Source organism: Streptomyces sp. NPDC086519, from assembly GCF_040686075.1.
Lineage (GTDB): Bacteria > Actinomycetota > Actinomycetes > Streptomycetales > Streptomycetaceae > Streptomyces > Streptomyces shenzhenensis.
On sequence record NZ_JBFBJL010000021.1, the window covers coordinates 25861 to 38120 of the forward strand.

General features: G+C 68.1%; 13 protein-coding genes and 4 pseudogenes. 9 read left to right on the forward strand and 8 right to left on the reverse strand.

Annotated elements, in window-relative coordinates:
- Position 1 precedes the first annotated feature (1 nt).
- Positions 2 to 727: a dienelactone hydrolase family protein gene (locus AB0P24_RS21095; RefSeq protein ID WP_365796118.1), complete on the reverse strand. Its 726-nt coding sequence runs from the start codon at positions 725 to 727 to the stop codon at positions 2 to 4.
- A 259-nt stretch (positions 728 to 986) separates the two neighbouring features.
- Between AB0P24_RS21095 and AB0P24_RS21100 the strand changes: the two genes are divergently transcribed.
- The 5 genes and pseudogenes from AB0P24_RS21100 (at position 987) to AB0P24_RS21120 (ending at position 4600) form a co-directional block, all read left to right on the forward strand.
- On the forward strand, positions 987 to 1229 hold the full coding sequence (locus AB0P24_RS21100) for a recombinase family protein (RefSeq protein WP_365796120.1): 243 nt from the start codon (positions 987 to 989) through the stop codon (positions 1227 to 1229).
- Between the two features lie 24 nt (positions 1230 to 1253).
- Positions 1254 to 2045 (forward strand): SDR family oxidoreductase, encoded by a 792-nt coding sequence (locus AB0P24_RS21105; RefSeq protein ID WP_365796122.1) that lies wholly within the window; start codon positions 1254 to 1256, stop codon positions 2043 to 2045.
- Positions 2046 to 2346: 301 nt separating this feature from the next.
- Positions 2347 to 2571, forward strand: a complete 225-nt coding sequence (locus tag AB0P24_RS21110) for a winged helix-turn-helix domain-containing protein (protein WP_365796124.1) — start codon at positions 2347 to 2349, stop codon at positions 2569 to 2571.
- A 274-nt stretch (positions 2572 to 2845) separates the two neighbouring features.
- Positions 2846 to 3713, forward strand: a pseudogene (locus AB0P24_RS21115) (IS5 family transposase).
- A gap of 485 nt (positions 3714 to 4198) precedes the next feature.
- Positions 4199 to 4600 (forward strand): hypothetical protein, encoded by a 402-nt coding sequence (locus AB0P24_RS21120; RefSeq protein WP_365796126.1) that lies wholly within the window; start codon positions 4199 to 4201, stop codon positions 4598 to 4600.
- 242 nt (positions 4601 to 4842) lie between these two features.
- Here AB0P24_RS21120 and AB0P24_RS21125 read toward each other — a convergent pair.
- From AB0P24_RS21125 to AB0P24_RS21150, 6 genes and pseudogenes are all read right to left on the reverse strand, one after another.
- A pseudogene (locus AB0P24_RS21125) lies at positions 4843 to 4920 on the reverse strand (terminal protein); the annotation flags it as partial.
- Positions 4921 to 4959: 39 nt separating this feature from the next.
- Entirely contained in the window at positions 4960 to 6150 is a 1191-nt protein-coding gene (locus AB0P24_RS21130; protein ID WP_365796128.1) for an ISAs1 family transposase, read from the reverse strand.
- 278 nt (positions 6151 to 6428) lie between these two features.
- Positions 6429 to 8885 carry an FtsX-like permease family protein gene (locus tag AB0P24_RS21135; RefSeq protein WP_365796130.1) on the reverse strand — a complete coding sequence of 819 codons (2457 nt, stop codon included), beginning with the start codon at positions 8883 to 8885 and terminating at the stop codon, positions 6429 to 6431.
- On the reverse strand, positions 8879 to 9619 hold the full coding sequence (locus AB0P24_RS21140; protein WP_365796333.1) for an ABC transporter ATP-binding protein: 741 nt from the start codon (positions 9617 to 9619) through the stop codon (positions 8879 to 8881). The genes AB0P24_RS21135 and AB0P24_RS21140 overlap by 7 nt, the downstream gene beginning before the upstream one ends.
- 360 nt (positions 9620 to 9979) lie before the next feature.
- Positions 9980 to 10255, reverse strand: a complete 276-nt coding sequence (locus tag AB0P24_RS21145; RefSeq protein WP_365796339.1) for a hypothetical protein — start codon at positions 10253 to 10255, stop codon at positions 9980 to 9982.
- Positions 10256 to 10344: 89 nt separating this feature from the next.
- Positions 10345 to 10509 (reverse strand): annotated as a pseudogene (locus AB0P24_RS21150) (terminal protein); the annotation flags it as partial.
- 134 nt (positions 10510 to 10643) lie between these two features.
- Here AB0P24_RS21150 and AB0P24_RS21155 point away from each other — a divergent pair.
- Positions 10644 to 10781 (forward strand): DUF6300 family protein, encoded by a 138-nt coding sequence (locus AB0P24_RS21155; RefSeq protein WP_365796132.1) that lies wholly within the window; start codon positions 10644 to 10646, stop codon positions 10779 to 10781.
- Positions 10782 to 10809: 28 nt separating this feature from the next.
- Here the strand turns inward: AB0P24_RS21155 and AB0P24_RS21160 are convergent, their stop codons facing one another.
- The gene (locus AB0P24_RS21160) at positions 10810 to 11127 is read right to left on the reverse strand and encodes an IS3 family transposase (protein WP_365796134.1); all 318 of its coding nucleotides are present in this window, start codon (positions 11125 to 11127) and stop codon (positions 10810 to 10812) included.
- An 83-nt stretch (positions 11128 to 11210) separates the two neighbouring features.
- Here AB0P24_RS21160 and AB0P24_RS21165 point away from each other — a divergent pair, with 83 nt between their 5' ends.
- From AB0P24_RS21165 to AB0P24_RS21175, 3 genes and pseudogenes are all read left to right on the forward strand, one after another.
- Positions 11211 to 11525 carry a transposase gene (locus AB0P24_RS21165; protein WP_365796136.1) on the forward strand — a complete coding sequence of 105 codons (315 nt, stop codon included), beginning with the start codon at positions 11211 to 11213 and terminating at the stop codon, positions 11523 to 11525.
- 134 nt (positions 11526 to 11659) lie between these two features.
- Positions 11660 to 11797, forward strand: a pseudogene (locus AB0P24_RS21170) (IS3 family transposase); the annotation flags it as partial.
- Between the two features lie 73 nt (positions 11798 to 11870).
- Positions 11871 to 12149 carry a DDE-type integrase/transposase/recombinase gene (locus tag AB0P24_RS21175; protein ID WP_365796138.1) on the forward strand — a complete coding sequence of 93 codons (279 nt, stop codon included), beginning with the start codon at positions 11871 to 11873 and terminating at the stop codon, positions 12147 to 12149.
- Positions 12150 to 12260 lie beyond the last annotated feature (111 nt).

Below are 12260 nucleotides of genomic sequence, written 5' to 3' on the forward strand. Positions count from 1 at the left end.
ATCAATCCGTGACGGGCAGGCACTCGGCGAGCAGAGCAACGACGTCACGCCAGGCTCGCTGCGCGTGCCGTGGGTGGTAACCGACGCCCGGACGCACGGTGTGGCCGACCGGCGGATGGTGGAAGGCGTGAAGGGCTCCCCCGTAAACCACAAGGCGCCAGTCAACGCCCGCAGCCTCCATCTCTGCGGTGAACGCGTCCCGTTGAGCGGGCGGCACGATCGGGTCTCGCGACCCGACCCCGGCCCACACCGGGCAGCGAATGCGCGCCGACTCGCCCGGCCGGCCCGTGGTCAGTGCGTTGACTGTCCCGATCGCGCGCAGATCGACGCCATCACGACCGAGTTCCAGTGCGACTGCACCCCCAGTCCCGTAGCCCACAGCAGCGGTCCGGCCGGGGTCGGCCCGTGGTTCGGCACGCAACACGTCGAGCGCGGCATGACCGATTCCCCGCAGCCGGCCGGGGTCGGCGAGCAGCGGCATGCAACGGGCCAGCATTTCCTCCGGGTCATCCAAATAACGTCCACCATGGAGGTCGAAAGCCAGCGCCACATACCCCACCTCCGCCAGAGCCTCGGCCCGACGGCGCTCGACATCGCTGAGCCCCACCCCCTCCGGCCCGACCAGGACCGCGGGTCGGCGCTCGGCACCGGCCGGGAGCGCGAGGTACCCGGTCATCGTCAGGTCGTCGGCCGGGTATTCGACCGTACGGGTCGTGACCGTCGTCATGCGACTGGACAGTAACGACCACTGCACCCACCCGGGGCCGTGTTCACCCACGGCAGACACCAGCCCACCCCGACCACCACACCCAGACACACCACCCTCCCGCCAACAAACGAGCGTTTAAGGACAGGGCGGCCCAACGTCCAATGAACCGTGGATTTCCGGGATCGGCAGGGCCCGAATCCAATCAGATCCGATGGTGACTGCTGACAGGGTTTGACGACAAGTAAGGTCCAATCCTCCGCGTGAAAGGGCACTCCGGGTGGCGACCCTCGTCTACCAGCGGGGCTCGACCGACCAGCAGTCCACCGCCCGCCAGGACCTCCTCCTGGACGAGGCCGGGATCGAGGACCTGGTCGTCTTCAAGGAAGACCCCGGCACCTCCAGCCGCATCCATCCGCTCCAACGCCCGAAGTTCCGCGAACTGCTCACCTACGCGCGGCCCGGCGACACCGTGCACACCTCCGAGATGTTCCGCCTCGTACAGCGACAACGACCCCGTTGACGATGGCAAGGTAAGTTGTCCGCCATGAGTTCGATCTTCGAAGACGAGCAGCCCACTCGGCGTCTCGCAGGCAAGGTCATCGTCGTCACGGGAGCGGCTCGAGGGCAGGGGGCGGCCGAGGCTCGGGCACTGGTGCGAGCCGGTGCCACCCTGGTGGCCACCGATGCGCGTCCCGAAGACGAAGGATGCCGACGGCTCGACATCAGCAGCGAAAACGACTGGGACGAACTGGCCGCAGAACTGAAGAGGACGTACGGTCAGGTTCACGGGCTGGTCAATAACGCGGGGATTATTGAGAGGAAGCGGCTTGAAGATGTACGCCCCGAGGACATGGCACACGTGCAGGCGGTGAACACCACCGGTCCGCTGCTGGGTATCCAGCGCCTGTCCCCGCTCATGCCTCCCGGCTCGTCCATTGTGAACATCGGGTCAGCCACTGCACTCACCGGCTACTACCCCGTCGCCTACACCGCGAGCAAATGGGCTCTGCGTGCCGTGTCGAAAATCGCGGCCACGGAACTGGGGCCGAAAGGGATCCGGGTCAACACGGTGCTCCCCGGTTACATCGAGACCGAGATGACCGCCCAAGCCACGAAGGCTTTTCGCGACGCGACCATCGGAGAGACACCGCTGGGCAGAAGCGGGACGGTCGATGACATCGCCCCGCTGGTGGTGTTCCTGCTGTCCGACGAGTCCTCGTTCATCACCGGTGCGGAGATTCCGGTGGACGGGGGGCTCACCGCGCATGGCGGCGTCAAGTCAATCTCCGACGCCCTGAAGCTGGGCGCGGGAGGTACAGGGTCTTTGCATGACTGACACTTCGGTGTCGTAGGTCTGAGCCCTCGTCAGACCGGGGTGGCAGCTTCCGACTTGGCTGGCCAGCCGGAGGCATGCGGTACCCGGATGAGGGCGGGCTGACCGCCGAACGGCGCAAACGCCGTGAAGAGCTACGGACACGGGCAGCCGACCTCTTCGAAGCCAGTGCGAAAATCCCCTGGATCGCCTGGGAGTTACAGGTCAGCGAGAAGCCCGTCCACCAGAGCGCCGCGCCTGGAAGACGGGCAGGAGGCCCTGCCCTCCAAGAGCACCGGACCACGACTGCCCGCCCGGTCCCCACTTGCAGACCAGACTCGCGGCCTGGCTGAAGGAAAGACCAGCCACACATAGCCGGATAGACGACCATGCATGGACCACCGCCCGGGCACGCCCGCCGATCAGGCAGAAATTCCACACCACCTACAGCATCTCGGACCCCACCCGGCTGCCACGCCGGACGGGCTTCAGAGTGCGCACGCCCGCCCAGCCCGCCACCGAGCACGACGACGACGCAATCCCCGCATGACAGGAAGGCAACCTGGCGCAGAAGTTCCATACCCCCAACCTGAATGAGCGTTTTCACCTTTGGTGCGGAGGTATTTCCGCTATTGCACCCGCTGATGTAGTGGTGCGGGTGAGGCTGTCGAGTTGGTCGTGCTGGCCGAGACGGATGGCGTGGCGTCCGGGACAGGAGTCGGCTTGCGCCTGTTTCATCCCAGGACGCCTGGATCTGTTCCGTGCTTCAGCGCGGCAGAACACACGCCTGGGCGCACGCCCCCGACCAGCGATACCTCCATGTCATGACCGACCGTCGCGCATATCCCAGTGATCTGTCCGATGCCCGCTGGGAGCTGATCGAGCCGGTCCTGGCAGCCTGGCGCTTCGAACGACGCGGCCGCGCCCTGGACTTCGGCCGGCCGCCCGAGCACGACCTGCGCGAGATCATGAACGCGATCCTGTACGTGGACCGGACCGGGGTGCAGTGGCGCTACCTGCCGCATGACTTCCCGCACTGGAACACGGTCTACGGCTACTTCGCCAAGTGGCAGTCCGACGGCATCTTTGCCCAGCTCAACGGCTTGCTGCGGGAGTTGGTGCGACAGCAGGAGGGCCGCAGCGCGGAGCCGTCGGCGTGCGTGATCGACGCGCAGAGCGTCAAGACCTCCACCAGCGTCCCCGCCACGAGTCAGGGCACGGACAACGCCAAAGATCGTGGGCCGCAAGCGGAGCATCGTGACCGACACGCTCGGTCTCCTGATCGCCGTACTGGTCACCGCGGCCGGCGTGCAGGACTCCGTGGCCGGCGTCCAGCTGCTCGACCAGGTCTCCGCCGGGCATCCCGGCATCCGCAAGGTGTGGGGCGACGGCGGTTACCGCCAGCATCTCGTCGAGCACGCCGCCATCCTCGGCATCGACATGGAGATCACCGCCCGCACCCCCGGGACCAGGGGGTTCACCCCGATCTCGAAGCGGTGGACCGTTGAGCGGACATACGGCTGGCTGATGCTCCACCGCCGCTTGGCCCGCGATTACGAGACCCTCACAGCCCGCTCCGAAGCCATGATCCACCTGGCCATGACGGACCTGATGGCACGACGTCTCACCGGCGAGAGCACCGTCTCCTGGCGCGACCCGGCAAACATCAATCAAATACATATTCCAGGATGAAACACCGGGATAAAACGACCTCCAGACGCGCGCCGCCGCCAGAGCGCTGTGCGACGGCCCGCCGAATAAGCGAGCCGAAGCTCAGGAGTTGTCACCAGCGATCCGGCTGAACTGGTGAATGAAAACGGTCGAAGCAGGCTGGTTGTCACCAACAAGGCATCCGACTTGTCACATGCCCTCGTGTGCACGGAGCACACAAGGACAGACCTAGGACGAACCTAGGACAACAGCCCATAGCCTCGATCGTGCACAACGGCCCCTCAACGAGCCGTCATGCACGATCGAGATCAGAGCGCCGTCCTACATGCGGGTAGCCCGACAGGGGCCGTCCGGGGTTTACGGACTTGTAAGGGAACGAGACTCCACCGGGCTACCCGAAGCAGCCTGGTCAGGCCGCGTCGCGCAAGGCCGGCCCAATCGGCGCAAACCAACTCGAACGTCCGGCGGCCATGACCGGCCGCCGCCACAAGCAGGGGGAACACATCATGACCCGTTCGATCAAGGCGCTCGCCGCGCTCGCCATAGCGGGGGCATCCATCCTCGGCGTGACCTCGCAGGCGTCCGCCGACCCGAACCCGAACAACCACGGCTCCAACCCGCAGTGGGCCACGCTGGACACCCCATACCACGTGGGTGTCTACACATGCGCCTACGCGACATGCAGCAAGGCCGACGATCTCACCCTCTCGCCGCCGAACGATCAGGTTCTTGTGGACTGCTGGGTGTCCGGCGGATACGTCGGCACTACCGGCGACGTCTGGTACCGCACCTCGGCGGTCATCGCGAACGGCAACTATATCGATGAACCGAATACCTGGACCTACGGACCGTATGTGGACGGCGACCTGAGGTTCCGGCTCTCGCCCGGTGGTCTGCCCCACTGCTAGACGCATAGCGGCCCCGCGCACCGTTCCCGGTGCGCGGGGCCGCTCACATGTTCCGCACCCGACTTCCGCTGGGCGCGGCTCCAGGCAGGATCAGTGCGGCATGACAAGAGTTGAGAAAATGACATTCCTATGCCAAACCCCACAGGTGACAGCAAGACCGCCTACAGGACAACTATCGCGCTTCGGCTCAATAAGGTTTACAGCAGGTCCTGAATTGCGGGTGTTCAGAACTTGAAATCTATTCACCGCACGTGCGTGAAATCCGCTCGAAGGCCCTTGGCGCGGGAGCCCCATTCCGTGAAATAGGACTCGGTGATGGCGCAGGGCTTCGGCGTAGTCGGCTGATGTCCGTTTTGCGATCACCCGAGGCCGAGGAGGGCGAGCGGGCGTCGTGGGTCGCGGGCGTTGCGGCGAAGGGCGGCGGCGATGTTGGTGACACCGTCAAGCTTTAGCGCGCCGATGGCCAGGTTGCGCCAGGCCGCCATCGCGCGGGGCGCGTTGCCGGTCCGTAGCTGGGAGGCATCCTCCGCGAACGTAGTGTCCCGGACATGGTGCAGCGCCTCGACGTTCCAGTGGCGGCGGACCAACTCCGCAAGCTGGGCCGTACTGGCCTGATTGGCGGTGAGGCTCGTTACCGCGTAGACGGTTTTGATGGTGGTCTTGCCGGTCTTTCGGTCGGTGCGGCGGCGCTTGATCTGGATGGCCTGGCCAGCGCCGGGGAACAGCAGGTTGTGCACTGTGGCGACCTTGATCCGGCGGATCTCGCGACGCCCGTGGCCGTTCTCCTTCGTGCGGCCCAGAAGCGGGATATCCCTCCAGGGAAGGGACTTGAGCTGCTTGCGCAGGCTCTTCTGATTGCCCTTCACGATCACGACGTAGTGGGCCTTCCGCCCAAGGAGGTATTCGGCATGCCCGCGCTGGGTGTGCATGGCGTCGCTGGTGATGACCACACCGGCGAGGTCGGCGACGGTGTTCAGCAGGGGCTGGAAGCAGGTGATCTCGTTCGTCTTCTCACCGACGTCCATCTGGGCCAGGACCAGACCGGTGGTGTGCTCCACGGCGGCGAGCAGGTGGATCTTGCGGCCTTTCGCCTTGGCGGCGCCACGCAGGCTCTTGCCGTCCACTGAGACCCCGCACAGGTCAGCGGGACCGACTGCCTTCGGGCGGCGGTCGGCGAGCCAGCGGCCCACCGCCCGGTCCAACGCGTCGCCGTCGATGCGGGTCAGCAGCCGGCGGACTGTCGACTCGGCGGGCACCAGCCGCCTGGGCATCAGCGGATCCGCCCGGACGCCGAGAGATTCCAGCACGTGGGCTGGGGCATCGGCGATCCACTCGCCGACCGCCAGCAACGAGGTCGCCCTGGTCAGCACCGCGCACGCGGTCAGCGCCAGTACGACGGCCAAGGCATGGCGCACTCCGCGCGGGTGGCGCGGGTCCGGTACCTCGGCCAGCCGCTCCAGCAGCCCCGGGATCTCTTCGGGGCTGGGCTCGGGCTGCTCGCGGAGCTGGTCAAGGGCAGGCGGGATCGGCGATGCTGCGTCGGCAGGCACGGTCTTCCACTCGGATCACGGGGCGCAGAGAACTCCATGATCTTGGAAGCCGTGCCTGTTGTGTTCGGGGAGGTAGCCGTCCGACTGGCTCTGGCCACGAGAACGGACAGCGTTTGTGAACCGGTTCGGGAGGTATCTGGCCGCCGCGAGCGAGTCGAAATGTTCGCCGGTTTCGACAGCGCCAGGGCGCTCGGCAGGGACGCCGAGCAGCCGCTGGCGACAGTGGCTGACGAGATCTGGGAACGAACCAGCGGCTCGCGCGTGGTCCCGGCCGTGCCCTACTCGCGGATGCCTGCGGCTTCGATCGCCCGGCGGCGGGTCGCCCGCCCGGTCGCTGCCGACGCGGTGACCACGCTGACGAAAGCGCAGAGCGCGATGGTCCCCCCGATCTGGGTCCACGGGATCACCGTCGGCGCTCCGGCCACGAGTTTGCTCAGCGAGACATGCTGGGTCACCGCGGCGAGGCCGGTCGCCACGGCGGCGAGGACGGTGCCGACGACTACCGCCACGGCAGCCTCGGCGGCGGCGACCTTCACGATCTGACCGCGCACCGCGCCGGCCAGCCCGAGCAGGGCGAACTCCCGCCGTCGCCCGGCCATCGCCATGATCAGGGTGTTGGCGACCGCGATCAGCGCGTAGGCCAGCGCGATCCCCAGGATGATCACCGCGGCGTTGTCCGTCTGCTCGGCAGCGTGCGCGCGCTGGGCCTCCAGGTAGGCGCTGTAGGTCAGGACGTGCGCGCCGGAGCCGGCCAGCGCCTGGTTCACCGCGGCCGTCTGCTGCTCGTCGAGCGGCCGGCCCACGCCCGCCGTCGAGTCGAGGTAGACCTGGCTCGGCATTACCGCGCCGGTCAGTGACGCGGACACATAGGTGTCGTCGCCGCGTAGACCGCGCGCGACCACCGCCGCGATGACGGTGCGAACCTTTTCGCCGGTAGGCAGCAGCGCGACCACGTGGTCCCCGGCCGACAGGCTGTCGGACTGGGCCGCGTGCTCGTCGATGACCAGGAAGTTCTCTGGCGGCGAGGCGAGCGAGCCGGAGGACACGGGCGGCGTGATGGTGGTGCCCAGCGCCGCCGCGGGCACCGCGTTGGTGCTCAGCGAGTCGATCTGCTCGCCCTGGGCGGTGCCGATCCGGAGGTTCATCGAAGTGACCGGGGTGACCCGGACCCCGGGCACGGCCGTCAGCCGCTTCAGGGTGCGGGCGTCGATCCCGGAACCGCCGGGTACGACGATGTTTGCCGCCCGGATCTCGTGCTGCTGTCGGGCGAGGACCGTGGCGTCGCCGGACTTCTGCATCGTCAGCAGGGCGCCGACCAGCCCGACGGCCACCACGATCGGCGCCACCATGGCGGCCGTACGCCTACGGGAGGTGGAGATGTTCTCGCGTACCAGCAGCGGGCCGGCCTTGGCCGAGCCGCGCAGCGGGCGGGTCAGCAGCCGGGTGACCGGTCGCAGCAGGATCGGCGCCAGCAGGGTGACCGCGCCGACGTAGAGGACCGGCACCGCCTGGTACTTGCGGGCGGTGGCTGACAGATACGGCTCGGTCCGGGAGATCACGATCCCCGCGACCACCGCGCCGATCAGCATCCCGATCCCAAGCAGCCAGCGGATCGGCGTCATCCCGCGACGCTCCACCACACTCTCGCGCAGCACCTCGATCGGCCGGATCAGCGAGACCCGGACGAGGGTGGCGGCCGAGCCGGCCAGCGCCGCGGCCACGCCGATGACGAAGGAGATCAGCAGCGGCAGCGGGTTGAAGGGGATGGTGAACCAGGACGGGGCGACGTCGTGGCCGAGCATCCAGGAGCGCAGCGGCATGGTGCACAGCGGGGCGAGGACGCAGCCGGTGGTCGCCGCCGCCAGGCCGATCAGCATCGCCTCGCCGAGCACCATGCGCCGCACCTGCCGCGGCGCGGCACCGACCAGCCGCAGCAGCGCCAGCTCACGGCGGCGCTGCTCGGTGGCGAAGGCGAAGGTCGCGATGACGACGAACACCGCGACGAACACCGCGAGTCCGGTCGTACTGCCGGCCATCGCCTGGGCGTTGGCCAGCGCCTGGGCGCCGCCGGATGAGTCGGGGTCGATCCGGGTCAGGTCGTCGCCGCTGAGTACCACGGATCGGTCGCCCACGAGGGTGGATAGTCGGCTCGCTTTCTGGTAGGTGACCAGTGCGTTGACGCCGGGCGACAGGCGCTCTGCCTCGGCGCCGCTGAAGAAGACCGCGTTCTCGAACCAGAGCGCGTCGGTGACCCCCACCACTCGGTAGGGGCCGGCGCCGTCGGCGGTGACGACCTCGGTTTGACGCCCGATCAGCGACTTGGCACCGCCTGCGACGACGATCTCGTCCGCGGCCTGCGGCGCGCGCCCGGCCACGAGGTGGTAGCCCGCGAAGGAGGCCGCGGTCCAGGGGTGGCCGGTCGTCCCCCCGGAACCGGGGCTCAGCCGTACCGGGAAGCTGCGGTCGGCTGTGGCCTTCCCGGCCGCGGTCACCTTGGTCACGACGTCGGCGGGCAGCACCGCGGGGGCCTTCATCGGGCGCCCCTCGAAGCCCTGCGGTGCGACCACGGCCTGGGCTTCCTTGAACCGCTGCGGCCCCGGATGCGGCGTGCCGAAGGTGGCCGCCAGGGTCAGCGTCATCATGCCGATCATCGTCGTGCCGAGAGCGAGGGCGACGAAGGCACCCACGAAGCCCATCAGACGGTGCCGGAGGGTGGCTACTGCGATGCTCAGCACGGCTTCGTCTCGCTCCCACCGGGCTCCAGCGCGGCCATCCGCAAGGCCACGGACTCGGCCGTCGGCTCGAACAGCTCACCGGTCACTCTGCCGTCGGCGAGGAAGACCACCTGCTGGGAGTACGAGGCGGCCACCGGGTCGTGCGTGACCATGATCATCGTCTGCCCGTGCTGCTCGACAACGCCGCGCAGCAGCACCAGGACCTCACGCGCGGTACGCGAGTCCAGCGCACCGGTCGGCTCGTCCGCGAAGATCACCTTGGGCCTGGTCACCAGCGCCCGCGCGGTCGCGACGCGCTGCTGCTGACCACCCGAGAGCTCGGCGGGCCGGTGCCCGCCGCGCTCGGCGAGGCCGACCTCGGCCAGCTCCCGGTCGATCGCCACCGGGTCGATCGGGCGCCCGGCCAACCGCAGCGGCAGCTCGACGTTCTGTCGGGCCGTCAGGGCCGGGATCAGGTTGAAGGACTGGAAGATGAAGCCCAAATGCTCGCGGCGCAGCTCGGTCAGGGCGCGCTCAGAGAGCTCGTGCAGCGGCGCGCCGTCGAGCAGGACCTGGCCCGCGTCGACCCGGTCGAGGCCCGCCGCACACTGCAGCAGCGTCGACTTGCCCGAACCCGAGGGGCCCATGATGGCGGTGAACGTGCCCGCCTCAAAGTCGACGTCCACCCCGTCGAGCGCCTGCACCTGGTTGTCGCCGCGGCCGTACGCCTTGTGCACGGCGGTCAGGCGGACAATGCCGCCCACCCTCTCCGCACCGGCGAAGGCCGGGCGCGAAGCCCGTGCCGGTAGAGCCTTGTTCCGGAACACTCGCTCGCCTTTTCCATAGGGGCATCGGTCACCTGCCCCACCGACGCTAGGGCCGTACGCGGCATCCACGCCTCAGGACTGCCCCTGATCTCGACCCTGAGGAACCCCTGACCCGAGTATGCGGCGGCCGTGCGGCGCAGACACCCGCAGCTCGCCACCGGCGGCCGGGTGCTGTTTGCTCTCATGAACATCGAACGTGGCCTGGTTCGGGTGCCTCCCAAAGTGTTGAACTGCTGCTGTCGGATCTCGTGAAGAGAATCAGTCCGACAGATCATCATGAACCGGACGTCATCCGACTACGCCGAAGCCCTGGGTGATGGCGTCCGTGACGACTGGATGCAGCTCCTCCTCCGTCGCACCAGCCCCCTGCATCTGGAGGATCTGCTTCGCGTAGGTGGGTGAGAGCGCCGTGCTGATGAACCGCTCGCGGCCGTCGTCCGAGCTCCCCGTGCAGGCGAATCCGAAGTACGCGTAGACCTCCACCTGCATGCCGTCGACCGTCGCCGCGCGCTCCCGTACCTGCGCCCTGACCTGCGGTTGCCACTGGGATTCGGTTTCCTCCACCAGGCTGGCCGGAGCTTCTTCTGAGGCTTCGTCTGCTGTCCGGCGCGGTAGTGCTGCACGGTGCGGGTCGAGACGCCCAGCTTTTCGGCGAGGGCCTTGGTGGACAGCTTGGCCTGCTTGTAGAGGAATTCCATCTGGGCCTTTGCGGATTTCGGCGCGGGCCGGGTGAACACCTTGCGCTCTGCCCGCTCGAGGGCGTCCAGGATCTGGTTGCGGCGCGGCGCCGGCTGCTGCGTGTCGTCGCTGTCGGTCATCCATCCAGCAGACACCCGTTCGCCTGTGGACAGATTCCGTGGCCGAGCGCCCCTTCACCGCTGCGGGAGGGGTTGACGGCGCAGGTCAGCGGGTCTTGGGTGGAGGGCCACGTCCGGATCAAAGGGGGCTGGCCATGGCGTTGCTGGAGTTCTCCGACCGGCTGCCGCAGTGTTCACGCTGCCGGGGCCACCTCATCATGAGCGGCGTGGCGCCGCAGGACGACGAACACGGGCGGCCGATCCACCTGGAGCTGTGCCCGGTGTGCGACTGAGGTTCCCCCGCTGCGCGGGAGTGGTTGACTAGCAGGTCAGGGCGGATTGACGTGGTTTCAGGTTCACTTGTTCGGCCGCTGCCCGGCTGGTGTAGTGCTTCTCCTCGTACTCGATCGGGCTGAGGTAGCCGAGCCGCTTCTGGATGCGGCGGGGGGTGTAGAAACCGTCGATGTACTCGAAGAGCGCGAGGTTCGCTTCGGCCCTGGTGGCGTAGACCCGGCCGCGGATGCACTCGGTCTTGATGACCATCCACAGGTTCTCCGCGAGGGCCTTGTCGAACGAGTCGCCGACCGAGCCCATGAACGCCCGGCGTCCTGCCCTGACCAGGCGTGTTGTGAGCTTCACAGAGGTGTATTGGGTGAGGTTCCCCCGAGATGCGGGAAGAGGTGACAGCGGGGCAGATGGGTTTCATGAGAGGAGCCCAGACGATGCCTGCACCGAGGAAGTACCCGCTGGAGTTGCGTGAGCGTGCGGTCCTGATGTACCGGACCGCCGAGCCGAAGCCGAAGCCCGTGATCCGCCGCATGGCCGAGGAACTCGGTGTGCACCACGAGGCCCTGTGCAACTGGATCCGCCAGGCCGAGGCCGACGCCGGCGAGCGGAACGACATGCTCACCACCGAGGAGAAGGACGAGCCGGCTCAGTTGCGCCGCGAGGTGCGGGAACTGCGCCGGGCGAACGAGGTCCTGCGGACGGCCTCGGCTTTTTTCGCGGCCCAGCTCGACCCGGCCCGGCCCAGGTGACCGCGCTCGTCGACGCGCACCCGCACCTGGGGGTCGAGCCCGTACTCCGGGAACTTTCCATCCCCTCATCCACCTGATACCGCTGGCGCCAGGCCGAGAAGGAGCCATGCGAGCGGCACCGCCAGGACGCCGAGCTGACGGGCAAGATCCGGCAGGTCCACGCCGATTCCGGCGGGATCTACGGCTCCCCCCGCGTGCATGCCGTCCTCAAGCGCGAGGGCGTCCACGTCGGCCGCAAGCGTGTCGATCGGCTCATGCGCCAGGTCGGCCTCGCCGGGATATCAGCCCCGCCGGGGCAAGGGTTTCACCCGCCGGGCCCCAGACGCCAGCCTCGCCCCTGACCTGGTGCAACGCGACTTCACCGCGGACAGACCGAGCCGGTTGTGGGTCACTGACCTGACCATGGTCACGACGCTGGAGGGACCGTTGTGGCTGTCCGCGATCCGCGATGCGTTCTCCCGTCGGGTGGTGGCCTGGGAAACCTCCGCCCGCGCGGACGCGGACCCGGTCCTCACCTTGCTGGAGTATGCCCTGGCCAGCCGCGAGGTCGCGCCCGGTGAGCTCATCCACCACGCGGACCACGGCACCCTGAGGTTCCCCCGCTGCCCGGGGGAACCTCGGTAGGCACTCCTGTCACTCGTGGTCGTCGGTGTTGCTGTCGTCGTGGTGGCTGTCGGAGTCGTGGCCGGTAGCGCCGGCGCCACGGCTGTCGTCACGGTCGTCGGCGTTGCTGCC